The organism is Hoyosella altamirensis (assembly GCF_014191505.1).
GTDB lineage: Bacteria > Actinomycetota > Actinomycetes > Mycobacteriales > Mycobacteriaceae > Hoyosella > Hoyosella altamirensis.
In genome coordinates this window covers 227,156-249,619 of the sequence record NZ_JACHWS010000002.1, presented here as the reverse complement: position 1 = coordinate 249,619, position 22,464 = coordinate 227,156, and the positions used below count along the sequence as shown (strand labels likewise).

22 protein-coding genes and 1 riboswitch are annotated in these 22,464 nt (G+C 62.7%); of the genes, 14 read left to right on the top strand and 8 right to left on the bottom strand.

The window, feature by feature from the left end; all coding sequences use genetic code 11:
- Positions 1-91: 91 nt before the first annotated feature.
- Positions 92-520, bottom strand: a complete 429-nt coding sequence (locus FHU29_RS09960; protein ID WP_013805326.1) for a hypothetical protein — start codon at positions 518-520, stop codon at positions 92-94.
- A 65-nt stretch (positions 521-585) separates the two neighbouring features.
- Between FHU29_RS09960 and purT the strand changes: the two genes are divergently transcribed.
- The 3 genes from purT to FHU29_RS09945 all read left to right on the top strand — a co-directional run bounded on the left by purT (position 586) and on the right by FHU29_RS09945 (position 2,535).
- Positions 586-1,779: a formate-dependent phosphoribosylglycinamide formyltransferase gene (purT, locus tag FHU29_RS09955; protein WP_064441031.1), complete on the top strand. Its 1,194-nt coding sequence runs from the start codon at positions 586-588 to the stop codon at positions 1,777-1,779.
- A 107-nt stretch (positions 1,780-1,886) separates the two neighbouring features.
- Positions 1,887-2,030, top strand: a complete 144-nt coding sequence (locus FHU29_RS09950) for a hypothetical protein (RefSeq protein ID WP_157095207.1) — start codon at positions 1,887-1,889, stop codon at positions 2,028-2,030.
- A gap of 22 nt (positions 2,031-2,052) precedes the next feature.
- Positions 2,053-2,535 carry a DUF456 domain-containing protein gene (locus tag FHU29_RS09945; protein WP_064441030.1) on the top strand — a complete coding sequence of 161 codons (483 nt, stop codon included), beginning with the start codon at positions 2,053-2,055 and terminating at the stop codon, positions 2,533-2,535.
- Between the two features lie 68 nt (positions 2,536-2,603).
- Here the strand turns inward: FHU29_RS09945 and FHU29_RS09940 are convergent, their stop codons facing one another.
- From FHU29_RS09940 to FHU29_RS09930, 3 genes are all read right to left on the bottom strand, one after another.
- The gene (locus FHU29_RS09940; protein ID WP_232322998.1) at positions 2,604-3,647 is read right to left on the bottom strand and encodes an IS3 family transposase; all 1,044 of its coding nucleotides are present in this window, start codon (positions 3,645-3,647) and stop codon (positions 2,604-2,606) included.
- Positions 3,620-4,078 (bottom strand): hypothetical protein, encoded by a 459-nt coding sequence (locus FHU29_RS09935; RefSeq protein WP_232322997.1) that lies wholly within the window; start codon positions 4,076-4,078, stop codon positions 3,620-3,622. The genes FHU29_RS09940 and FHU29_RS09935 overlap by 28 nt, the downstream gene beginning before the upstream one ends.
- 115 nt (positions 4,079-4,193) lie before the next feature.
- Entirely contained in the window at positions 4,194-5,567 is a 1,374-nt protein-coding gene (locus FHU29_RS09930) for an FAD-dependent oxidoreductase (protein WP_064441029.1), read from the bottom strand.
- A 170-nt stretch (positions 5,568-5,737) separates the two neighbouring features.
- Here FHU29_RS09930 and FHU29_RS09925 point away from each other — a divergent pair, with 170 nt between their 5' ends.
- The 5 genes from FHU29_RS09925 (at position 5,738) to FHU29_RS09905 (ending at position 11,791) form a co-directional block, all read left to right on the top strand.
- Positions 5,738-6,151, top strand: a complete 414-nt coding sequence (locus FHU29_RS09925) for a rhodanese-like domain-containing protein (RefSeq protein ID WP_064441028.1) — start codon at positions 5,738-5,740, stop codon at positions 6,149-6,151.
- Positions 6,148-7,347, top strand: coding sequence for an O-succinylhomoserine sulfhydrylase (locus FHU29_RS09920; RefSeq protein WP_064441027.1), 1,200 nt, complete (start codon positions 6,148-6,150; stop codon positions 7,345-7,347). The genes FHU29_RS09925 and FHU29_RS09920 overlap by 4 nt, the downstream gene beginning before the upstream one ends.
- Positions 7,348-7,436: 89 nt before the next feature.
- Complete coding sequence (gene fgd / locus FHU29_RS09915) at positions 7,437-8,459, top strand: glucose-6-phosphate dehydrogenase (coenzyme-F420) (protein WP_064441026.1); 1,023 nt, start codon at positions 7,437-7,439, stop codon at positions 8,457-8,459.
- A 57-nt stretch (positions 8,460-8,516) separates the two neighbouring features.
- The gene (gene pta, locus FHU29_RS09910; RefSeq protein WP_064441025.1) at positions 8,517-10,589 is read left to right on the top strand and encodes a phosphate acetyltransferase; all 2,073 of its coding nucleotides are present in this window, start codon (positions 8,517-8,519) and stop codon (positions 10,587-10,589) included.
- Positions 10,590-10,600: 11 nt separating this feature from the next.
- Entirely contained in the window at positions 10,601-11,791 is a 1,191-nt protein-coding gene (locus FHU29_RS09905) for an acetate kinase (protein WP_064441024.1), read from the top strand.
- Positions 11,792-11,801: 10 nt separating this feature from the next.
- Here FHU29_RS09905 and FHU29_RS09900 read toward each other — a convergent pair whose 3' ends face one another.
- The 3 genes from FHU29_RS09900 to FHU29_RS09890 are packed head-to-tail and all read right to left on the bottom strand — an operon-like array spanning position 11,802 to position 16,708.
- Entirely contained in the window at positions 11,802-14,216 is a 2,415-nt protein-coding gene (locus tag FHU29_RS09900; protein ID WP_083962388.1) for a serine/threonine-protein kinase, read from the bottom strand.
- Positions 14,217-14,273: 57 nt separating this feature from the next.
- Positions 14,274-15,269 (bottom strand): glutamate ABC transporter substrate-binding protein, encoded by a 996-nt coding sequence (locus FHU29_RS09895; RefSeq protein ID WP_064441023.1) that lies wholly within the window; start codon positions 15,267-15,269, stop codon positions 14,274-14,276.
- On the bottom strand, positions 15,266-16,708 hold the full coding sequence (locus tag FHU29_RS09890; protein WP_083962387.1) for a hypothetical protein: 1,443 nt from the start codon (positions 16,706-16,708) through the stop codon (positions 15,266-15,268). The genes FHU29_RS09895 and FHU29_RS09890 overlap by 4 nt, the downstream gene beginning before the upstream one ends.
- A 173-nt stretch (positions 16,709-16,881) precedes the next feature.
- Between FHU29_RS09890 and FHU29_RS09885 the strand changes: the two genes are divergently transcribed.
- The gene (locus FHU29_RS09885) at positions 16,882-17,772 is read left to right on the top strand and encodes an NUDIX hydrolase (RefSeq protein ID WP_064441022.1); all 891 of its coding nucleotides are present in this window, start codon (positions 16,882-16,884) and stop codon (positions 17,770-17,772) included.
- Here the strand turns inward: FHU29_RS09885 and thiE are convergent.
- Positions 17,762-18,430, bottom strand: a complete 669-nt coding sequence (thiE, locus tag FHU29_RS09880) for a thiamine phosphate synthase (RefSeq protein WP_064441021.1) — start codon at positions 18,428-18,430, stop codon at positions 17,762-17,764. The genes FHU29_RS09885 and thiE overlap by 11 nt on opposite strands.
- A gap of 34 nt (positions 18,431-18,464) precedes the next feature.
- Positions 18,465-18,573: riboswitch (TPP riboswitch) on the top strand.
- Between thiE and thiO the strand changes: the two genes are divergently transcribed.
- The 5 genes from thiO to FHU29_RS09855 all read left to right on the top strand — a co-directional run bounded on the left by thiO (position 18,568) and on the right by FHU29_RS09855 (position 22,458).
- Positions 18,568-19,632 (top strand): glycine oxidase ThiO, encoded by a 1,065-nt coding sequence (gene thiO, locus FHU29_RS09875; RefSeq protein ID WP_064441093.1) that lies wholly within the window; start codon positions 18,568-18,570, stop codon positions 19,630-19,632. Its footprint overlaps the riboswitch before it by 6 nt.
- Complete coding sequence (thiS, locus tag FHU29_RS09870) at positions 19,629-19,856, top strand: sulfur carrier protein ThiS (protein WP_064441020.1); 228 nt, start codon at positions 19,629-19,631, stop codon at positions 19,854-19,856. The genes thiO and thiS overlap by 4 nt, the downstream gene beginning before the upstream one ends.
- A complete protein-coding gene (gene thiG / locus FHU29_RS09865) occupies positions 19,849-20,613 on the top strand; it encodes a thiazole synthase (RefSeq protein ID WP_064441019.1) in 765 nt (254 codons plus the stop codon). The genes thiS and thiG overlap by 8 nt, the downstream gene beginning before the upstream one ends.
- A 109-nt stretch (positions 20,614-20,722) precedes the next feature.
- Positions 20,723-21,667, top strand: a complete 945-nt coding sequence (locus FHU29_RS09860) for an ABC transporter ATP-binding protein (RefSeq protein ID WP_064441018.1) — start codon at positions 20,723-20,725, stop codon at positions 21,665-21,667.
- Positions 21,667-22,458, top strand: a complete 792-nt coding sequence (locus FHU29_RS09855; protein ID WP_064441017.1) for an ABC transporter permease — start codon at positions 21,667-21,669, stop codon at positions 22,456-22,458. The genes FHU29_RS09860 and FHU29_RS09855 overlap by 1 nt, the downstream gene beginning before the upstream one ends.
- The last annotated feature ends 6 nt before the right edge of the window (positions 22,459-22,464 follow it).

Genomic DNA, 22,464 nt, shown 5'->3' with positions numbered 1-22,464 from the left:
CTTGCGCGATTCCGCTCCTCAGGCAGGTTTACCCTTTCATACCTGTGATTTCGTTTAGTGTGATGTCCAGCTCATCGCATTGAGGGGCAATTTAGAACTGCGTGTTGATAAAGCCGGCGAAAAGGATGACGAATCCGCCGATCTCAGCTGCGATCAGCGCGATCATAAAGGGGTGAAGCAGCCCCACGGGATGTGCGAACTGGTTGTCCGTATCCCGCTTCCAGCCGTGAAAGACGTACGAACCGATCGCGGCGACGAAGAAGATGACAACGGCGAGCACGCTGGCCACATTTACCGCCGTTGGCCAGCCGCTTAGCTCGGCAAACGGGGCAAGGAGTAGTGCTGCGAACGCATAGAGCAGGGCGGCCCGGTGCGCGATATCAACGTAGATGTGAGCCTGATGAGTCGGCGATTTCGTGATCTGCACGTACTTCCACACGCCAAGGACAAGGGCCCAGATGAAGATCAATCCGGCCGCCGTCAGGGCGACCCGCGTTTCGAGCGCAAGCTGAGTATCCATCCGGGACATCGTCTCACCAGATAGTCTCGTCTCGTCACGGGACCCGCACCAAGGAGGAACGCACGTTGATCATCGGAACGCCGCTGAGCCAGCGCGCAACACGGGTGATGTTGCTCGGTGCTGGTGAGCTGGGTAAGGAAGTGATCATCGCCTTCCAGCGGCTCGGCGTCGAGGTCATTGCCGTCGACCGCTACGAAAACGCTCCCGGGCACCACGTCGCGCACCATGGGCATGTGATTGACATGACGGACCGTGAAGCGCTGCTCGCACTTATCGAGCGGGAGCGTCCGGCCTTCATCGTCCCCGAGATCGAGGCGATAGCCACCGACGCGCTCGCTGAGGTGGAGAAGCGCGGCGGCACGGAGGTCATTCCCACTGCGCGCGCAACCCAGCTGACAATGAACCGTGAAGGGATCCGCCGTCTCGCCGCGGAGGAACTTGGGCTGCGGACCTCGCCCTACGCATTCGCCGATTCTGTCGAAGAACTCGAAGAGGCTGCGGACCGGATCGGGTATCCCTGCGTCATCAAACCTGTGATGTCGTCGTCGGGCAAAGGTCAATCAGTTGCGCACGACGCTGAGACGCTGAAGGTCGCCTGGGAGTACGCGCTCGCCGGTGGCCGGGTCAATCGGAGTCGCGTCATCATCGAGGGTTTCGTCGATTTCGATTACGAGATCACTCAGCTGACTGTCCGTGCCCTCGCAGACGGTGAGGTCGAAACGTACTTCTGCGAACCGATCGGACACAAGCAGGAACGCGGCGACTACGTCGAATCCTGGCAGCCGCACCCCATGTCGGAGCGAGCGCTCAGCGCGGCCCGCGACATCGCACAGAAGGTGACGGGCGCCTTGGGAGGACGGGGCATCTTCGGCGTCGAACTTTTCGTCGCAGGGGACGACGTTTACTTCTCGGAAGTCAGCCCGCGACCGCATGACACGGGCCTGGTCACCATGGCCACGCAGCGCCTCTCAGAATTCGAACTGCACGCTCGCGCGATCCTGGGGCTGCCCGTCGACACGACGCTGCGCTCCCCGGGTGCGTCGGCCGTGATTTACGGCGGAGTGGACGCGAAGCACGTGCGGTTCGAGGGGGTCCCGAAAGCCCTTGCCGTGCCCGGAGTGGACGTGCGGCTTTTCGGGAAGCCGGAGAGTTACGAGTTCCGGCGGATGGGTGTCGCTGTAGCGAGCGCCGAGAACATCGATGTGGCTCGGCAGCGTGCCCGCGACGCTGCGGCGTGCGTCAAAACCATCGTCGACTAGTCAGGGGATACCCCTACTCGCTACAGTCGTGGTCCGCCCCAGGTATGACGCGCAGTTCCTCCCGTGGGCCGATTATTTTCGCAGCTCAGCGCCATAATCTGGGAAATATGGAAACGAAAGCGCAGCGGCTGGCACGCATCGAAAAGGCAATGGTTCTCAGCGGGATTGCGGGAGTAGGCGTGTTTGCTCTCGCCGGGTGCTGGACAGACGGCGTCAAAGAAGAGACCATCGACCAGAACTTCGGAGGATGATCGCGCCCGCTACGGTGATGCCATGAACCTGGTGGGCGAGATCATCATCGCCGTCGTGATCCTAGTCGGAATCGCGGGCATCATCCTGCCCGTCCTTCCCGGTGTTGTCATCGTCTTCGGCGCTATCCTCGTGTGGGCGATCTTCGAAGGAACGTCGACTGGCTGGATCGTGTTTCTCATCGCGACTGGCTTCCTGGTCGCCACCGGGATCCTGCAATACACCTGGCCTGGCAGATCGCTGCGGGAAGCCGGGGTTCCGATGCGTTCCATCGTCATCGGGCTGATAGCGGCCGTCATCGGGTTCTTCGTAATCCCGGTCATCGGGCTGTTCATTGGATTCATTGGCGGGACGTTTCTCGCCGAAAGTGCCCGCGTCCGCCGGCCCGAAGCAGCCTGGAACGCCACGGTGCAGGCCACCAAGGCCGTCCTGGTTTCGACGCTCATCCAGTTGCTCGGCGCGTTAGCGGCCGCCGTGACATGGGCGCTGGGCGCGTGGGTGCTGTAGAACACCTCGCCGAACACCCTCAGCCATACACCCTGATTACCGGCCACACACCGCCTGCACGGTATTTGTCAGTCTGTCTGAGACAGCTGGTGTGTGTTGATTCCTGTTGGTTTGGGTAGTTCTGGTGCTGTTGGCCGACGGCGGAAGCGTCGCGGGTTCTTGGTCCAGTACTGGTCGAGGTTCTCTTGCCGTTGACGCTGGACTTCGATTGCTGTGCCGTTGTGTACAGCGGCTGGGGTGTGCCATCCGAGGCCACTGTGGCGGTGTTGGGTGGCGTAGCGGTGCAGATAGTCCCGGGTCCAGTTACGCGCATGATCAATGGTGTCGAACACGCCGGGCCAGCACGGGTCGTACTTGATCGTTTTGAACAGCGACTCGCTGAACGGATTGTCGTCACTGACCCGGGCGCGGGAGTATGACGTGAGAACACCGCGATCGTCGAGCGCGTTGATGAGCAGCCGTGACCGCATTACGCCGCCATTATCGGCATGCACGACCTTCGGCGCACCCCATTGCCTGATCGCGTCGGTGAACATGTCCACCGCGAATTGCCGGTCCTCATTGTGCTCGATACGCCAGGCGACTGGGTAACGGGAGAACACATCAATGACCAGGTACAGCTTGTAACGGTCCTGACTGCGCGGACCGCGCAGTTCGGTGACATCCCAGGACCATAGATCGCCAGGTTTGCAGGCTGCGGCGATGGGTTTGCGCCGCGACGGCGCCGTCCCTGTGCCTGGCCGGACCGGACGGCGGTCACCGACCATCGCTTCCGCTTGCGCTATCCGGTAGAACGTGCGCTGAGAACAGGCCACGAGTCGTTCATCAAACGCCCGCCAGTACGCCTGCACCACAGACAGTTCCTCGTAATCGTCCCTGCTCAGCACGGAAACAATGTCACCTCTTTCGGCTGAGGTGAGAGCCGCGGGCTGGTAGCGGCCGGTGTGCGGAACCGGGTTTGGCACCGGCCTGTAGTGCGCATAGCTGCGTGTGATCCGGTAAAAAGTCGATCTCGCCAGTCCGAGAATCCGGCACGCCGTGGTGACGGCCATACCGATCGCGGTCAACTCCTCAACTGTCTTGATCAGGAGAGATCGTGTCGCGCGAGCCACTGCCGGTAGGCTTTCGCTTTCATCATCGCCGGTGGGACCATATCCTTCGGATCTGTCGAGCTGTCGTTGATCCCCGACAAAAGCTCGAATGCTTTTCCCAGGATTTCCTGGGCTGCCCCGGACTGCGCGACCTTCTTCTTCAGCGCCGCGTTTTCACTGCGCAACCTAGCGAGTTCCGCGCGTTCACTGTCGTTCATCGTGCTTCTCGCTCTTCTCGGCTTTCCTGGCGTGACCCGGGCGTCGAAGTCACCTCTATCCCTCGCCACCAGCCACGGACTCACTGTCTTCCGTGTCAGGTTGTACTGCCGCAGCAGCCGAGCCCGGGATCCGTGCTCCATAGCTTCGTCCCACAGCCGGACAAACTCAACCTTAAAAGCAAGTGGGAACGTCCGCATCCCCGCCGGGCTTCTCCCGATCTCGACGTCAATCACGATTCATGCTCCAATCCCCACCACCAACACATGATGTGTCTCACGTTCATCATGGCAAAGAAGGTGCAGTGGGGTCCTGGCCCGCAAAGACGGTGTGTGGTGCCCTGCGCGGACGTCAGTCGTCAGCGCCACTCGCGCGCAGCATCTCGTCGCGCTCGACGACTTTGATGCGCTCACGGCCGTGCGGCTCACCGAGTGAGCGTTCGTGGGCGTCGAGGCGGTACCAGCCGTCCCACGTGGTGTACGGGACGCGCTGCTTGTCCAGGAACGCGACGATTTCGTCTTCCCCGGGGTGCTCAGGTGCGGGCAGGTTCGGAATGTCCTCGATCAGGCACGCAATGGTCTCGTTGGCGTCACCCTTGGTGTGCCCGATGAGCCCGATCGGACCGCGCTTGATCCAGCCAGTGACATAAATCCCGCCGAGATGCTCGCCGTTGTCGCCGATAACACGGCCGGCTTCGTTGGGCACGGTCCCGGCCTGCTCGTCGAACGGCAGTTTCGCAATGTTCTCCGACAGGTAGCCGACAGCCCGGTACACGGCCTGGACGTCCCAGTCCTTGAACGTCCCGGTGCCACGAACGTTGCCGGTGCCATCGAGTTCGGTCCGCTCGGTGCGCAGACCGACAACCTTGCCGTCCTCACCGAGTATCTCGGTGGGATTCTCGAAGAAGTGCAGGAAGATCTTGTTCGGCAGGTCCCGTGGATCGCGGATCGCGTAGTCCTGAATGATGTTCGCGACCTGGTCAACGATCTTGGACGAGCGCCGCGCTATCTCCGACGCCTCGTCGTAGTCGATGTCTTCGGGATCGACGATGACTTCGACGTTCGGCGAATGCGCGAGCTCCTTGAGCTCAAGCGGGGTGAACTTCGCCTGCGCGGGCCCGCGGCGGCCGAACACGTGCACCTCTGTGGCCTTATTCTCTTTCAGGCCTTCGTACACATTGTGCGGGATCTCGGTCTCGAGGAGTTCGTCCGCAGTCTTAGCGAGCACGCGTGCCACGTCGAGCGCGACGTTGCCGACGCCAAGCACCGCAACCTTGTCGGCGTTGAGCGGCCATTCGCGCGCGACATCGGGATGCCCGTCGTACCAGGACACGAAGTCGGCGGCACCATAGGAGCCGTCGAGTTCAATGCCCGGGATGCTGAGTGCGCGATCCGCGTTTGCGCCCGTGGCGAAGATCACTGCGTCGTAGAACGAGTGCAGCGTGCCAAGGTCCATATCCGAGCCGTAATCGACGTTGCCGAACAGGCGCACCTGCGGCTTATCGAGGACCTTGTGCAGCGCGGTGATGATGCCTTTGATCCGCGGGTGGTCGGGGGCCACTCCGTACCGGATGAGGCCGAAAGGCGCCGGCATCCGCTCGAAGATATCGATACTGACCCCGCGGTCGGACGCGACGTCTGATTTCATCAAGGCATCTGCGGCGTAGATCCCGGCTGGGCCGGATCCGACGATCCCAACACGCAAGGGCCGATTCTGGTCAGTCATCAGAAGCGCTTTACCTCATTCCGAAGCGGACAGTCGACTGATCAGTCTAGAGTAGAACTTCGTGTCGTGGGGCCGCTGGTTGGTGTGAACGCACATGCGGGGAGTGGAAGCCGGAAACTAATGCCCGACCTCCTGTGCATCATGTGCCAAATGTATGAAACGCTATAGACGTGAGCTACGCAGGTGATTTGAGCCCTGAACAGGCGTGGGAAATTCTGCGCGACAATCCCCAGGCGGTTCTGGTCGATGTCCGGACCCAGGCTGAATGGAGCTACGTCGGTGTGCCCGATGTCTCATCTTTGGGAAAACGTACGGTCCTCGTGGAGTGGGTGAAGTTCCCGTCAGGTGCACGTAACGCCGACTTCCTGAACGAGCTTTCCGACGCCGGTGTGGGCCCTGACCAGCCGGTGATCTTCCTGTGCCGTTCCGGTCAGCGGTCAATCGGTGCGGCTCAGCTCGCGACGTCCGCTGGGCTTGGGCCGGCGTACAACATGCTCGACGGATTCGAGGGTGGCCTCGATGAGGAAAGCCACCGCGGCAGGGTGGGCTGGCGAGCGCTTGGCTTTCCGTGGAGGCAGTCATGAGTCTGCCGTCTCCCCGCGAACTGCCGGATACTGTCCGGCCTGAAACGATCGCCGTTCGAGGTGGCCTAACGCGCTCCGGGTTCGAGGAGACGGCCGAGGCGATGTACTTGACGTCTGGTTACGTCTACGAGTCTGCTGGTGCGGCTGAGCAGGCGTTCATCAATGGCGATCGCTACGTCTACTCGCGGTACGGCAATCCGACGGTCGCGATGTTTCAAGAACGGCTTCGCCAGCTCGATGGCGCAGAGGCGTGCTTCGGCACCGCAAGCGGCATGGCGGCGGTTTTCGTCTCACTCGGCGCGCTGCTGAAATCGGGCGATCGATTGGTCGCCGGGCGCAGCCTGTTCGGCTCGTGCTTCGTGGTATGCAACGAGATCCTGCCGCGCTGGGGTATCGAGACGGAGTTCGTCGACGGCGAAGACCTCGAACAGTGGGAGCGCGCCCTGTCGAAGCCTGCGGACGCAGTGTTCTTCGAGACGCCCGCCAATCCGATGCAGACCCTGGTGGACGTCCGTCGTGTCACCGAGATGGCGCACGCTGCCGGGGCGAAGGTCGTGCTCGACAATGTTTTCGCGACGCCGCTGCTGCAGCGTGGCTTCGATCTTGGTGCCGACATCGTCGTCTACTCCGGCACGAAGCACATCGACGGCCAGGGCCGGGTGCTCGGCGGGGCAGTCCTGGGGCCGAAGGACTACATCGACGGTCCTGTCCAAACGCTGATGCGGCACACAGGACCCGCGCTGAGTCCTTTCAACGCGTGGGTAATGCTGAAAGGCCTCGAGACGCTGGGTATTCGTGTCCAGCAGCAAACCGAATCAGCGCTGAAAATCGCGCGATTCCTCGACGATCATCACGCGACTCGCTGGGTCCGCTACCCGTATCTCGAATCCCATCCGCAGTACGAGCTGGCCAAAAGCCAGATGCTGGGCGGCGGAACGGTGGTGACGTTCGAGCTAGACGCACCGGACGGTAAAGCCCGTGCTTTCGAGGTGCTGGACAAGCTGAAAATCGTCGATATCTCTAACAATCTCGGAGACTCCAAGACGCTCATCACGCACCCCGCGACGACGACGCACCGTGCTATGGGACCGGAGGGCCGCGCGGCGATTGGTGTCACGGACGGGGTGGTGCGGATTTCAGTGGGCCTCGAGCACACTGATGACTTGCTCGACGATCTCGAGCAGGCACTGAAGTAGTTGTCCAGCGGGGGCGCGGCGGACCTGTAGTAGCGTCGAAGTCGTTGTGACGTGCCCATGTAAAGGCCCACGTGAAGGAGTTCAGCGACGTGCTCAAGCTCGGTTATAAGGCTTCCGCCGAACAGTTCGCGCCCAGAGACCTCGTTGAATTCGCTGTGTATGCCGAGCGGTGCGGTATGGATTCCGTCACCGTCAGCGATCACTTTCAGCCGTGGCGGCACACGGGCGGTCACGCGCCGTTTTCCCTGGCCTGGATGACGGCGGTTGGTGAGCGAACCGAGCGAGTGCTCATCGGAACCTCCGTCATGACACCCACGTTCCGCTACAACCCAGCCGTTATCGCGCAAGCATTCGCCACGATGGGGGTGCTATACCCGGGACGCATCATGCTGGGTGTGGGGACCGGTGAGGCGCTGAACGAAATCGCCACTGGTTTCAACGTCACCGACGAGCACCCCTGGCCGGAGTTCAAGGAGCGTTTCGCACGGCTGCGCGAGTCGATCAGGCTGATGCGACAGCTGTGGACGGAAGACAATGTGACGTTCGACGGCGATTACTACCACACGGTTGACGCCACGATTTATGACCGGCCGGAAAGCCCGATTCCCGTGTACGTCGCGGCGGGCGGACCTGTGGTCGCAAAGTATGCAGGCCGCGCGGGCAATGGTTTCATCTGCACCTCAGGCAAGGGTATGGAGCTCTACACCGACAAGCTGATCCCCGCTGTAGCTGAGGGCGCCAAGGCAGCAGACCGGAATCCAGACGACATCGACAAGATGATCGAGATCAAGCTGTCGTATGACACCGAGTACGATAAGGCGCTTGAAAACACGAGGTTCTGGGCACCACTCAGTCTGACGCCGGAGCAGAAGCACTCCGTTTCCAGTTCAGCAGAGATGGAGCGACTAGCGGACGAACTTCCGCTTGAGCAGGTCGCCAAACGCTGGATCGTCTCCGCAGACCCGGACGACGCAGTCAAACAGATCGCCCAGTACGTCGACGCAGGGCTGAATCACCTTGTTTTCCACGCACCGGGGCACGATCAAAAACGCTTCCTCGAACTGTTCGAACGTGACTTGGCGCCAAGACTGCGTGAACTCGCGCAGAGCTGAGCGGCGATTTCCGGCCTTGTTGGGCGCAACGTCAGGAATGCCGTAAGAATAGGGGCCATGCCGTCGAGTGTTTATATCGCTGCGCCATCCGGTGACACCGGAAAGTCCACGATCGCGCTGGGAGTCCTGCACTTCCTAGGGCTTACCGCAGCCCGCGTGGGCGTCTTCCGCCCCCTCGCCCGGTCGAACGACGATAGCGATTACATCCTCGAGATGCTGCTCGAACATACGACGGCTGACGTCTCCTACGACCAGTGCATCGGTGTCACCTACAGCGATGTTCACCGCGACCCAGAGGGCGCACTCTCGGAGATCGTCCGCCGCTATCACCTACTGGCGGAGCATTGTGACGCAGTGGTGGTCGTCGGCTCGGACTACACAGACGTTGTCAGCCCCACCGAACTGACGTTCAACGCGCGAGTCGCCGTCAACCTCGGCGCGCCCGTGCTCCTCGCGCTGAGCGGCAGTGGACGCGACCCGGAGACAATCAAACAGGCCGCTGATCTTTGTCTTTCTGAGCTGCGATCAGTGAAGGCACACGCCGTAGCGATCGTCGCGAACCGGTGTGATCCGGAGAAGCTCAACGAGGTGGAAGCGGCTCTCGAGGAAACAGGTGTGGCGGCGTGGGCACTGCCCGAAGTGCCACTGATGGTGTCGCCGACAATGCAGGAATTGCTCGATGCGCTCAAAGGGGACCTGTATTCCGGGGACCCCGAGTTGCTGCAGCGTGAGGCGACCTCGGTTCTAGTCGGCGCGATGACGGCCGAGCACCTTCTCGAGCGCCTGAAGGAAGGAGCCGCGGTGATCGCCCCCGCGGACCGTTCCGACGTTCTGCTCGCGCTGGTCATGGCTCATGAGGCGGAAGGTTTCCCCTCGCTCGCAGGCATTATCTTCAACGGTGGCCTGCTGCCGCACAAGAGCATCGAAAAGCTCGTCGAGGGGCTGAAACCCAAACTGCCGATCATCACGTCCGAGTACGGCACGTTCCAGACCGCTAGCGTCGCCGCTGAAACTCGCGGCCGTGTGGGGGTCGGGTCCCAGCGTAAGGTCGACACCGCGATCGGACTCATGGAAAAGCATGTGGACGCCCCGCGCCTGATCGAACAGTTGAGGCTCGAAATGCCTTCGGTGGTAACACCACAGATGTTCGAGTATCAGCTCATCGACCGTGCGCGGGCAGACCGCAAGCACATTGTTTTGCCCGAAGCGACAGACGACCGGATCCTGCGTGCGGCAAGTCGGCTCCTGCAGCGGGAAGTTGCGAATCTGACCCTGCTTGGTGAGGAGGGCCCGGTCCGCAGGCGCGCGGCGGAACTTGGCCTCGACCTCGATGCCGCGGATGTTATCAACCCGGCGACTTCGGAGCTGCTCGAAAAGTTCGCTGCGGAATACACGAGGGTGCGGAAACATCGCGGCATGACGCATGAGCGTGCCCTCGAGCTGATGGTGGATGTGGCCTACTTCGGCACGATGATGGTCCATATGGACATCGCGGACGGCATGGTTTCCGGTGCCGTACACACCACCGCGCACACTATCCGGCCTGCTTTCGAGGTCATCAAAACACTGCCGAACTGTTCGACGGTATCGAGCATTTTCCTCATGTGTCTGGCCGACAAGGTGCTCGCCTATGGGGACTGCGCTGTAGTTCCGATGCCCGACGCAGGGCAGCTCGCTGACATCGCGATTTCGTCTGCCGAGACCGCCGCCAACTTCGGGGTCGACCCCAAGGTGGCGATGCTGTCGTACTCCACGGGTGACTCCGGTTCGGGTGCGGACGTCGACAAGGTGCGTGAAGCGACGAAGCTCGTCCGGGAACGCCGCCCGGACCTTCTCGTGGACGGCCCCATCCAGTACGACGCGGCTGTGGAACCGTCGGTCGCGAAATCGAAAATGCCTGATTCACCGGTCGCCGGGCAGGCAACCGTCCTCGTTTTCCCCGACCTGAACACGGGTAATAACACATACAAGGCGGTGCAGCGCAGTGCTGGCGCTGTCGCTATCGGCCCCGTACTGCAAGGCCTGAACAAGCCAGTCAATGATCTTTCACGCGGCGCACTGGTGCAGGACATCGTCAACACGGTCGCGATTACCGCTATCCAGGCGCAAGCCATTCAGGCACAGAAGTAAGGCGGCATCTGGTGGCTGTACTCGTCATCAATTCGGGCTCATCCTCGATCAAATACCAGCTCGTTGAACCGGAAACGGGTGACGTGCTGGCGTCAGGGCTCGTCGAGCGCATCGGTGAGGCTGAGGGGCGCATCACGCATAGTGATCGCGCGGGTGAGTCCGAGTCGACGGAGCCGATCGCGGATCACCGCGCGGGATTGCAACTGGCGTTCGACATGTTCAGCCGCGATGGCGCTTCCCTTGCCGAGTTCGGCGTTAGTGCGGTTGGGCACCGAGTCGTCCATGGCGGCAAGGTGTTCTCCAGGCCCACACTGGTCACCGACGACGTGATCACCGAGGTCGGCAAACTCTCATCGCTCGCGCCTCTGCACAACCCACCGAATCTGCTTGGTATCGAGGTGGCGCGTGCCCTGCTGCCGGATGTTCCGCATGTGGCGGTGTTCGATACCGCGTTCTTCCGGACGTTGCCCAGGGCAGCGAACACCTACGCGATCGATGCGAAGCTCGCCGAAGAGCATGGGGTTCAGCGGTACGGCTTCCACGGCACATCACACCACTACGTGTCGGAGCAGGTCGCGGAGTTCCTTGGGCGGCCTCTGTCCGACGTGAACCAGATAATCCTGCATCTCGGCAACGGGGCGTCGGCATCCGCGGTGCAAGGTGGCGTTGCGATCGACACCTCGATGGGGCTGACACCTCTGGAGGGCCTGGTGATGGGAACCCGATCGGGTGATATCGACCCGGGGATTCTGCTGCACTTGCGCCGATCTGCGGGGATGACTGTGGATGATCTGGATGAGCTGCTCAATAGGCGGTCCGGACTAAGGGGGCTCTGTGGGGTCAACGACTTCCGTGAACTGAGCGAACTCGTTTCGGCAGGCGATCAACATGCCACCCTCGCCTATGAGGTGTATGTGCACCGCTTGCGCAAATACGTCGGTGCGTACATGGTGGCGCTTGGCCGTCTCGACGTCATCACGTTCACCGCCGGGGTGGGGGAGAACGCCCCGCATGTGCGGGCTGACGCTCTTGCTGACCTCGAGGAGTTTGGCATAGTCGTCGACCCGGAAACGAACCAGCGCCGTGACAAGGGAGCTCGGATCATCTCTGCACCGGACAGCAAGGTGACGGTGCTCGTCGTCCCGACGAATGAAGAACTCGCCATCGCGCGCGCTGCGGCGACGCTGGCGAACGACGTTTGACTCCTGGGCGTCAGAAGATACTGCGTGGCCGGATCGCGTTCGCGAGATCAACAAGGCGGTACCGGTGGCGGCGTTCCGGTGCGTTACGGGCGAGGATGCGAAGCGCACGCTCGGTACTCCCGCGAAGGGACTCCTCGGTGAGCGTGACGCCCAAAAACGGCTCGGGGTAGCGTGCATGGTTTCCCGTCCTCAGCCAGTCGAGCGCCACACCGAGAACCACGACGCGCATCTGCAGGGAGCGCCGTTCTGTTTCAGGAACCATCTCGACCCGGCGGGCCGCCTCACGCAATTCGAGTTCATTAATCTGGTCGACCGGCCTGCCACCGATCAATGCCATGACGCTCGACAGACGAGCGACATTGTAATGCCGCGAACTGATGGGGACCTGGTCAAGTTCGGTGACCGCACCGGCACGGTTGCCTGCGTGGACGAGTTGGCGAGCGAGCCCGAATGCTGCGCTGACGACATTCCGGTCCGTCCGCCAGACACTGCGGTAATACTTCTCCGCGAACCTGTGCCACACCTCGTCGTTGTCAGTCTCCCAGTGGTCGAGGATGAGCTCAGCGGTGGCGGCGAGCGCGACTTTAGGGGCGTACTCGCCGGGCAACGCACCGAGGACTGATTCGAAGTGGTCGAACGCTTCCTGAAATTCGCCAACGAGCAATTCGGTGAAGCCGCTGAACCAGTCAAGTCGCCAGTCCGACTGGTTGTCGGTGCGCAACTGCCTGATGATTTGGCGGGCCTGTTCCGGCTCGCCGAGATCGATGTGGGCGCGGATCTCAGCGAGCGGCACCGCGAGACTCTCCTCGAAGTCGGCTGTCGCGCTGTTATCGGCGGCGCCGGCGCGCTCCTCACGGGCTGTTTCACGAATCTTGCGAATCGAGTCGAGGATCTCACTGGGGTCGCTCGCTGCGGTGGCGGCGAGCAAACGAGCAGCCGGGTCCGATGGATCGACGAGCGGCAGCGGCAGCGCAGCAACGACGTCGCGGGCTTCGACGTGCATGTCGCGCAGATGCCCGTCCACGTAGACGTCTGTCTGGCGGACTGCCTGGTCAGTGCCGAAGGCGGTGCGCTGGGGACTGAACATCGTCGACATACCTGGGTGCGGCTCGCCGCGTTTCTGAGCGAGCGCTTCCCGCAGCACTCCGGTTAGCTGCCGCGACATTTCTTCTGCGGAAGTGAAGCGTTTTTCAGGGTCGGCGTTTGTCGCGCGCAGGAGCAGCCGATAGAAAAACTCGTGCTCGCGGAACAGCAGCTCCTGGTCTGGTGTGGGCAGACCAGGCTTGTAGACACCGTTTTCCGTGGGCAGCCGGGTGGTCAGGACAGCGAGGGTGCGGCCCGCGGTGTAAATATCTGACGCTACGGTCGGTCCGGTACGGGCGAGCTCCGGGGCCTGGAAACCGGGGGTGCCGAAGATGTAGCCGTAGCTCTCGATCGCAGCGACGGCGCCGAGATCGATCAGCTTGATGCCCTCATCGGTGATCATCACGTTGTCGGGCTTGAGATCGTTGTAGGTGAGTCCGAGCGCATGAAGATAGCCAAGTGCCTGCAGGGTTTCCTGGATGAGGACGATCGCATGCTCGACGGGCATGCATACGTCGGAATCTCCCGTGGCCTTGCGACGGTTCTGCACGAGGTGGCGCAGCGTAGTACCACCCACGTATTCCATTACGATGTAGCCGACGGTCTCACCGCTACGGTTGACGTGCTCGACGAAATTGTAGATTTTGACGATGCTCGGATGAGAGACCTCAGCGAGGAACCGCCGTTCCGCCATGGCGACGGCTTGCGCCTTTGCGTCCCCAGAATGAAGCAGGCCTTTGAGTACAACCCAGCGGTCTTCGACGTTGCGGTCGATGGCCAGGTAGATCCAGCCGAGTCCGCCGTGCGCGAGGCACCCGCGTATCTCGTACTGACCGGCGATGATGTCGCCCTCGCGCAAAAGTGGTGTGAACCAGTAGGGATGTCCGCAGGTCCCACAGATACCGTCAGGCTCGGCCTTCTCACCGCCTCGCGATCGCCCCACGGGTTCACCGCAATGGAGGCAGAAACGCTTTGATTCAGGGACCGCGGGGTTTGTCAGAATCGCGGTGGTCGGGTCGATCGGCGGGACCGCCGGGATTTCGACTAGCCCTCCGCCCAGCCTTAGATTGCCGCCGGTCCGGGTGCGCACGAAGCGGCCGCCTGACCGTTTGGTTCCGCCTGTGGATACGACGGTCGCCGAGGTCGCATCACCTGACTCAGGTGCCACGAAGACGGTCCCGCCCGCCGTCATCGTGCCAGGATCAATGTGGACCGCCTGAGTGCCCTCGTTAGTCTCTGCGGTGTCCTTGCTCCCGACGTAAACCGCCGCGGTTGCGGCGGCATCCTCCGGGGGACCGCTGTCATGAGCGGCGGCGTGATCGGGAGAAGGATGATCTGTCATGATGGCGAACCCTGTGCGGCTAGTCGGGATCTAGCGGGGAGGCGGAGGCGAAGCACGCTAATCGCCGTACCTGGGAGGAGGTGGTCCGGGTGACGGCCCGAGCACGGACAGCCACTCTTGGTAAAGCCGATTCCAGGTGCCGTCGGTGCGAATTCGGTCAAGCGTATTGTTCACAAACCGGACGAGGTCCCGATTGTTGATGTTGATGCCGACCCCATACGGTTCCGAACTGAGAAATCCGCCGACGATCTCGAGGTAGGGATCCTGGGCGTTGAGCCCTGCCAGGATGGAGTCGTCGGTCGAGATGGCGTCGGCTTGCCCCTGCTGCAGCGCTACGAGGCAATCAGCCCAGGCGGGCACTCCCAAGATCGTCGCGCCGGGCTGTAGGCGCTGAATGCGCGCGAGTGACGTTGTTCCCCGCACGACGCACACCGTTCGGTCCGCCAAATCCTCGGCGTTGTTGATGCCGGAGCCGCTGACCGTGAGGATGCGCTGATACGCCTGGAAATACGACGTGGAGAACTCGACGCGCTCACGCCGCTCGCAGGTGATCGTCATCGTCTTCACGACAACGTCCACTTGGGACGATTCCAGAGCAGCCAGCCGCTCCGCGGACGTCAAGATCTCGAACTCGACCCGATCGGGATCACCGAAGATGTCCCGGGCGATTTCGCGAGCGATGTCCACGTCAAATCCCACGAGGTCTCCGGTGAGGGGATCACGGAAGCTGAACAGGTTGCTTCCCGCGTCCAGTCCCACGATGAGGCGTCCGCGCTCGTAGATCTCGGAAACCGGGTTCTCCGGTGGGATTTCTCCCGGCGGCGGATTGGGCTCGGTGGGGCGCAGGCTCGCGGTGGGATCGCATTCGAGGCTGGGTGGTGGTTCGACCTCGTCCGGCTGGGGGACAATCTCAGCACCGCTTGGCATCGGCATGGCTGGGTATGTCGGCGGGACACCCGGCGCGGGATCTGGCAAAGCGCACCCGGAGAGGGCAACAACCGCTGCCAGAGCCAGGCCTGCCAGCGATGCCATACGGCGTGACGGCCGGTTCATTGGTACTCCCGCAGCCGGGGCCACACGCCAGCGGCGATCGCGAAGCCAGCGGCGACCGACAACCCGAGTACCCCGCCGGCGGCGAACACGAGTGCCGTGCGCGCGCGAATCAGCGAGCTGCGCATCTCCGCGCGGGTGGCATTGATCCCATCCTGGAGCGCACCGTCGAGGGCCGCGAAGTTCGCAGTCGAGTCTCTTTCACCGGGACCCACGGCGATTCGGGCTGCTCCAAGGTGATCTCCCGCGCTGTAAAGGTCTGTCAGGCGGTCGTGCGCTGAAACCCACTGGGCATTCGCGGCTATCGCGCTGTCAATTGCGCGGCGTCCAACGGACACTCGGTCATCGTCTTGCAGCTGGCCGAGCCGTTCGGTGAGTTTCGCCGAGGTGGAGCGGAAGTTGGCTTCAAGCTCAGCTGCCTCACCGCGCCGGGCAAGCCCGAGTGTTTCATCGCCGCGCGCTTGCTGCGCGAGGATCCGCATTGTCGCCAAAGCCTCGAGCGGGCGGGCACCCTCATCCGCGGCGCGGGTCGCTTCGGCACGTGAATATAGCCCGACGGTCAGAAGCCACACGAGTACTAGCGTCATGAGGAGTGTGCTGACAAGCCAGCCGAGGTTGATAGTTCGCTGGGTTTTCCGGGCGAGCCGGAATTGCGCGCCAACAAGCGCGACGATGACGAAGAACACCGCGAACACCGCGAGCCATGGCGGGCGGATGAACGTCTCGTGCGCTTCAGCAACCCGGACGGCCCGGGTCCGGTACAGGTCTTCGGAAAGTGGCAGCACCTGGGTGCGCATGACGTGCGATGCCTCGTTCAGATACGCCGCGCCTACGGGATTGCCGACACGGTTGTTCGAGCGCGCGCTCTCTACGAGGCCTGTGTACACCGGCAACTGCATGGCGATTTCCGCGAGCAGTCGCTGGGCACGTGAATTACCCTCACCCACCTGTGACGATGCGTTCACCAGCGCACGTGAGGCATCCATCGTTGCTTGCAGGTAGCGGGTGCGCAGCTCGTCAGGCTCGATTCCACCGAAAACAAACGCGGTGCTCGCCGCGGCGTCCGCGATCGAGAGGGCGCTGTACAGTTCCAGCGCGGAATGCGCGATGGGCTCAGTACTGCTGATCATCGTGTCAAGCTGATCCTGGCGAGCACTGATCGACGTCGCGGTCACCGCCCCCGCGGTGATACACATCAGAATGAGGACAAATCCCGCGAGCACAAGTTTGCCCGGGCTCGAGTTCGCGACATCGCTGACCAGGCTGGCTTGAGTGGGGTAGTACTTCGCATACTTCTTGCGCTGTGCAGGCTTATGCGCCTTCGGCATCAGCCATTCCGGTGTGGCTTCGGCATCCGGTAAGGCTGCGGATGGGTCTATGCCGAAACGGTTGAATCCGAAGGACGCGGGCTCGTGCTTCTGCGCGCCTGAAGACTTAGGCATCGCGTTGCACCTCCCGAGAGCGTTCGCCGGGCCCGTTATCCTGTCGTATACCTTTCATCTTCTCCTGTGGGCGTCTCATTACGTTCGTCCGGGGGTCGTGTCGCGATCGTGATGTGTTTGCGACAGCACCATTACTGTGGGGGGCGTAGTCAGTAGCGGATTGAGGGTGCGTAATGCGTGGCGACGGTGACGGCTGGGTGATCGGCGGCGATGGGGCGAGACGCTGGGGTAAACACGGCGCGGCGGGCCTTCTGCTCCGTGCCCCGGGTGAGCGCGGAGCTTCCGTGGTTCTGTTACAGCACCGCGCAGAGTGGAGCCACCAGGGCGGCACGTGGGCATTGCCGGGCGGTGCGCGGGACAGTCACGAATCCGAGGTGCACGCAGCGCTCCGCGAGGCGCAGGAGGAAGCAGGCATCGCGGCGGATCGGATTCGCGTGCGGGCAGTAGTGACTACCGCGGGTGAGTTGCCTGGATGGACCTACACGACTGTGGTCGCGGACGCCGAGGAGACTCTCGAAACAGTCCCGAATCACGAGAGCCTCGACCTGGAATGGGTTCGTGAGGGCGAGGTCACCGACTACCCGCTACACACTGGTCTCGCGGCAAGTTGGCCAGCTCTGACTGCCTGTCCGTTGCGTCTGATCGTCGACACCGCCAACGTGGTGGGATCACGGGCAAACGGATGGTGGCGCGACCGCGTCGGCGCAACCCGCGCGCTTGCGGAGGAGATTGTTTCCACGCTGCCCAGGACGGTGGCATTGCCGGAAGGTGGCTACGGCTGGCTGACAGAACTTGATCTTGTCCTGGAAGGTGCTGCACGCGCGATCGAACGGCTGCCGCTCAGCCGGCTGCATCACGCTCCGGGCAGTGGCGACGACGAAATCGTGCGATTGTGCTCCGTGGCGGCGGACCACGCAAGTCAGTCGACTGTGCACACGGTCGTGGTGACGGCAGACCGGGGTCTGCGAGACCGGCTGCCAGCGGGTACCAGCATTCTCGGACCGTCCGCTTTGCTGTCGTGGCTCGACAGCACCGGTGAGGTCGCCGCGCGAGCTAACCGGTGAGTGCCGCTTTTATGCGCTGCGCCGCAGCGTGGGGGTCAGTGGCCTCAGTAATCGCACGGACAACAACGATGCGCTGCGCGCCCGACGCGACTACCTCAGGAAGGCGTTCCTCATCGATGCCGCCGATCGCGAACCAGGGACGCGCGGGAGCATGATCGGCTGTCGCCCGCACCAGGCCGAGCCCTGCCGCGCTGCGCCCGGGCTTCGTCGGAGTCGTCCAGCAGGGGCCGACACAGAAATAGTCGACACCTTCCTCGATCGCGGCATCTCGTGCCTGTTCCGCATCGTGGGTTGAGCGGCCGATGAGGGGCCGCTCTCCGAGAATCTTTCGTGCGTAATGAACGGGCAGGTCGTCTTGCCCGAGGTGCAGGATGTCCGCGCCCGCAGCAAGCGCAATGTCGGCCCTGTCGTTCACCGCGAGCAGCGCGCCGTGACGTTTCGCGGCAGCGCCGAGAACCGCGAGTGCCGCGATCTCGTGTTGCGCCTCGAGCGGACCGTATTGCTTCTCACCTGAGGATCCCTTATCGCGCAGCTGGATGATGTCGACACCTCCAGATAGCGCGGCTTCGGCAAACTCGGCTAGATCGCCTATATCGCGCCGAGCGTCGGTGCACAAGTAGAGCTGGGCCGTTCGAAGTCGTTCACGCGGAGATTCCACATTGTTGACCGTATCGGGCTACGGTGGAGATGTCACACAATCTCGCGGGAGCTCATGGAACGTGGGCTGAGAGGGTGCGCGCCGCTCCGACCGTCAAACCTGATCCGGATAATGCTGGCGCAGGGAGTGCAGGAACAGTGAAGGAAAAATCAGAAACTCTGGCTATTGTCGGTGGCGGTGTCATTGGGCTCGCCGTCGCGTGGCGGGCGTCCATTGCAGGCTGGCGCGTCACCTTGTACGAGCCCTGCCAGGCTGAGCAATCGGCATCGTGGGTTGCTGGCGGCATGCTCGCGCCCCTCAGCGAGGGCTGGCCTGGCGAGGAGCGATTGCTCGAGCTCGGTCTGGCGTCGCTCGCCCGCTGGGATGGTTTCGCGGCGGAATTAGACGCGTTCGCCGCCGGAATTGTCACATCGCGGTCGACGGTCGCGGTCGCGGTCGACGACGCCGACGCGCGGGATCTGCGTCGTATCCGGGACTGGCTCGCGGAGCAGGGCCATGCCGTTGGTGCGCTCAGTCGCGCGGAACTTCGGGACGCTGAACCCGAACTCACTCGTGCCCTGCGGCCTGGCTTCAGCGCTGATGCGGAGCGCGCGGTAGACAATCGGAGACTCCTCGAGGCCCTCGCGGCCGCTTGCCACGCCTCGGGAGTGCGGCGAATCGCGGAGCGGGTCACTGATATCGATCTCCTTCCGCACGAACAGGTTGTTGTCGCCGCCGGGGCATGGACAGGCAAACTTGTCAAAGGCGCCCCCGTGCGACCGGTCAAAGGGGAGGTCCTCCGCTTGCACCGCCGGGACGGTGCGCCGGCGCCGCCATCGCGGACCGTGCGGGCGTGGGTGCACGGCCGCCATGTGTACCTGGTGCCGCGCGAGCATGGACTCGTCATCGGTGCCACGCAGTACGAAGCAGGGTTCGATACGCAGGTCACTGCCGGTGGTGTGCGCGATCTCCTCGCTGACGCAGAGGCCGTTTTCCCGGGCTTGTCGGAGTACGGGTTCGCCGAGTGCGTCGCGGGACTACGTCCTGCTACCCCTGACAACCTGCCCCTGCTGGGGCGTATAGACGAAAGAGTGACTCTAGCTGCGGGGCACGGTCGTGGGGGCATTCTGCTGGCACCGCTCACCGCCGACGCTGTCGTCGCGGAGCTGAGCGGTGCGCCGCTCGACGAAACGCAACACACGAATCCAAGGAGGTTCTCATGAGCCGTCAAACGAACGGTGCGATTCGCGAAGTCCAGGTCAACGGCGAATGGCGAGAGTTCACGGAGGGGAGTTCGCTCACTGACCTGCTGAGTTCGCTCGGTCTGCCGGAGAAAGGCCTTGCTATTGCGGTGAACGGTGACGTTGTGCCTAAGGCTGACTGGCCGGAGACTCTCGTGCACCCGACATCGCGCATCGAGATTGTCACGGCGGTGCAAGGTGGGTGACTTGCTCGCAATCGCTGACCGCACGTTCACCTCGAGACTCATCATGGGGACCGGGGGTGCCTCCAATCTGGATGTCCTGGAGGAGGCACTCGTGGCCTCAGGGACCGAGATGACCACGGTGGCAATTCGCCGAGCAGACCTCGAGGGCGGCACCGGTGTTCTGGACTTGCTCAAGCGACTGGGCATCCAGATGTTGCCGAATACGGCGGGCTGCCGCACTGCTCGGGAAGCGGTACTGACTGCGAGGCTCGCGCGCGAAGCGCTCGAAACGGACTGGGTGAAGCTCGAGGTCGTCGCGGATGACCGCACTTTGCTTCCCGATCCGACGGAACTGCTGAGCGCGGCGGAACAACTTGTCGATGACGGCTTCACGGTCCTGCCGTACACAAACGACGATCCTGCGCTCGCGAAACGACTGGAAGAAACGGGCTGCGCGGCGGTGATGCCGCTGGGTTCGCCGATCGGTACCGGGCTCGGGATCAACAACCCGCACAACATCGGCATGATCGTGGCGCGCGCATCTGTGCCCGTGATCCTCGATGCTGGGATCGGGACCGCGAGTGACGCGGCACTCGCGATGGAACTCGGCTGCGACGCGGTGCTCCTTGCCACAGCAGTCACTCGTGCCGATGACCCCGCTCGTATGGCCGCAGCAATGTCGGCAGCTGTCACTGCCGGACGTCTCGCGAGAGAAGCGGGCCGCATTCCGAAGCGGCTCTGGGCTGAAGCCTCGTCTCCCGCGCGGGACGGAGTCTGAAGCGGCGGCGCTCCGAGACCGCCTCAGGGGCGGATCATACTCAGGTATGACGGAGATCAAGACTTCCGGACGATGTGCGCACTACCCGGTGTGAGGCAGACTTCTGGTCATGATCGAAGTACGGGGCCTCACCAAGGTGTTCGGGCAGACGAAGGCGGTAGACAACCTGACCTTCGACGTCCGCCCTGGGATTCTGACCGGCTTCCTCGGCCCGAACGGGGCGGGGAAGTCCACAACGATGCGCATGATTCTGGGGCTCGACCGGCCCACCGCGGGGACTGCGACCATCAACGGGAAGCACTACCACGAACTAAAGGATCCATTGAGGCATGTCGGGGCCTTGCTGGACGCCAAGTGGGTGCATCCCAACAGGTCGGCGCGCAGCCACCTGCGGTGGATGGCGGCCACCAACGACATCCCCGCCAAACGGGTGGACGAGGTGCTCGAAATGGTGGGGCTCACCGCGGTCGCGGGTAAGAAGGCTGGCGGGTTTTCCCTGGGTATGTCGCAGCGCCTGGGACTCGCCGCCACCTTGCTCGGTGATCCCGAGGTTCTGCTCTTTGATGAGCCAGTCAACGGTCTGGACCCTGAAGGGATCCGCTGGATCCGGTTGTTCATGCAGCAGCTAGCGAGGGAAGGCCGCACGGTTCTGGTGTCGAGCCACCTGCTATCCGAGATGGCGCAGACTGCTGAGCACCTAGTCGTGATCGGCAAAGGACAGCTGATCGCAGACACCACGGTCGACGAATTCGTCGAGCGGGCAAGCGCAGCAACGGTGCGTGTTCGTTCACCGCATGGCGATACCCTCCGGACTGCACTCACCTCACAGGGGCTGACTGTGCGAGAGGAAGGCAACGGGCTTGACGGCACGCCGTCGTTCCTCATTCCCGGAACGACGACCGAAGCGGTCGGTGAGCTCGCAGCCGAACACCGGATCACGCTGCACGAACTCGCAGCACAGCGCGGATCGCTGGAAGATGCGTTCATGAAACTGACTGGTGACAGCGTCGAGTACCACGCCGCCGGTATCGAAAGCCAGGGAGGTGCCCACTGATGGGCGTCATCGCAGCAGAGCGCATTAAGCTCACCTCAGTCAAGTCGCCGTGGTGGTGCAGCGGCATCGTCATCGTCATTGGAATCGGTTTCGCGTGGCTCATGGGCTTCTCCGCCAAAATGGCGTGGGAAAACTACAGGGAGATCGATCAGCCGGGTTTCGAACAATGGTTTCTGAACCCGTTTGAAGCCACCCTGGGTATTCATCTGTTCGGTGTCACCGTGCTGATGATTCTTGCGGCACTAGTTGTCACTAGTGAATATCGGTTCGGTGTGGTGCGTAATACCTTCCTCGCCACAAACCACCGCGGCATGGTGCTTTTGGCAAAGGCTGGAATCACCGCGGTCCTCGCAGCCGTGCTGACCGCGCTCGTTACGGTCGGTGCACTTCTTCTCGCGCGGGCAGCTGCCGGAGCAGAAGCGGGCGCGCAGCTCAGCCTCAGCGGTGCCGAGTCGGGCCGGTTGCTTTACGCCATACCGATTTACGCGGCGCTCGCGATGTTCCTTGCAGTGGGGGTAGGGGCAATCGTGCGGCAGACGGCGGGCGCGGTAGCGATCCTTCTCTTGTGGCCGCTGGTCGTCGAATCCATTGTCACGGTGCTGCCCCGAGTTGGCGAACATGTGGGCCCGTTCCTGCCATTCGCGAACGCCAATCTCTTCCTGACCGGCGACACGATGCCGGGCATGGATAACTTCCATTGGGGACCATGGGGCGGAATTGCCTACTTCGCAGGGTTTGTCGCGATTGTTTTCGCCGCGAGCATTGCCCTCGTGAACTCCCGGGACGCCTGACAATCT

What these genes read in the sequence shown, in the direction of transcription:
- FHU29_RS09930 (WP_064441029.1), bottom strand. Translation starts at nt 5,567, where the DNA reads ATGACTGACCAGAATCGGCCCTTGCGTGTTGGGATCGTCGGATCCGGC.
- FHU29_RS09920 (WP_064441027.1), top strand. Translation starts at nt 6,148, where the DNA reads ATGAGTCTGCCGTCTCCCCGCGAACTGCCGGATACTGTCCGGCCTGAA.
- FHU29_RS09960 (WP_013805326.1), bottom strand. Translation starts at nt 520, where the DNA reads ATGGATACTCAGCTTGCGCTCGAAACGCGGGTCGCCCTGACGGCGGCC.
- FHU29_RS09860 (WP_064441018.1), top strand. Translation starts at nt 20,723, where the DNA reads ATGATCGAAGTACGGGGCCTCACCAAGGTGTTCGGGCAGACGAAGGCG.
- FHU29_RS09945 (WP_064441030.1), top strand. Translation starts at nt 2,053, where the DNA reads ATGAACCTGGTGGGCGAGATCATCATCGCCGTCGTGATCCTAGTCGGA.
- FHU29_RS09885 (WP_064441022.1), top strand. Translation starts at nt 16,882, where the DNA reads ATGCGTGGCGACGGTGACGGCTGGGTGATCGGCGGCGATGGGGCGAGA.
- FHU29_RS09895 (WP_064441023.1), bottom strand. Translation starts at nt 15,269, where the DNA reads ATGAACCGGCCGTCACGCCGTATGGCATCGCTGGCAGGCCTGGCTCTG.
- FHU29_RS09890 (WP_083962387.1), bottom strand. Translation starts at nt 16,708, where the DNA reads ATGCCTAAGTCTTCAGGCGCGCAGAAGCACGAGCCCGCGTCCTTCGGA.
- FHU29_RS09900 (WP_083962388.1), bottom strand. Translation starts at nt 14,216, where the DNA reads ATGACAGATCATCCTTCTCCCGATCACGCCGCCGCTCATGACAGCGGT.
- FHU29_RS09950 (WP_157095207.1), top strand. Translation starts at nt 1,887, where the DNA reads ATGGAAACGAAAGCGCAGCGGCTGGCACGCATCGAAAAGGCAATGGTT.
- thiS (WP_064441020.1), top strand. Translation starts at nt 19,629, where the DNA reads ATGAGCCGTCAAACGAACGGTGCGATTCGCGAAGTCCAGGTCAACGGC.
- pta (WP_064441025.1), top strand. Translation starts at nt 8,517, where the DNA reads ATGCCGTCGAGTGTTTATATCGCTGCGCCATCCGGTGACACCGGAAAG.
- FHU29_RS09855 (WP_064441017.1), top strand. Translation starts at nt 21,667, where the DNA reads ATGGGCGTCATCGCAGCAGAGCGCATTAAGCTCACCTCAGTCAAGTCG.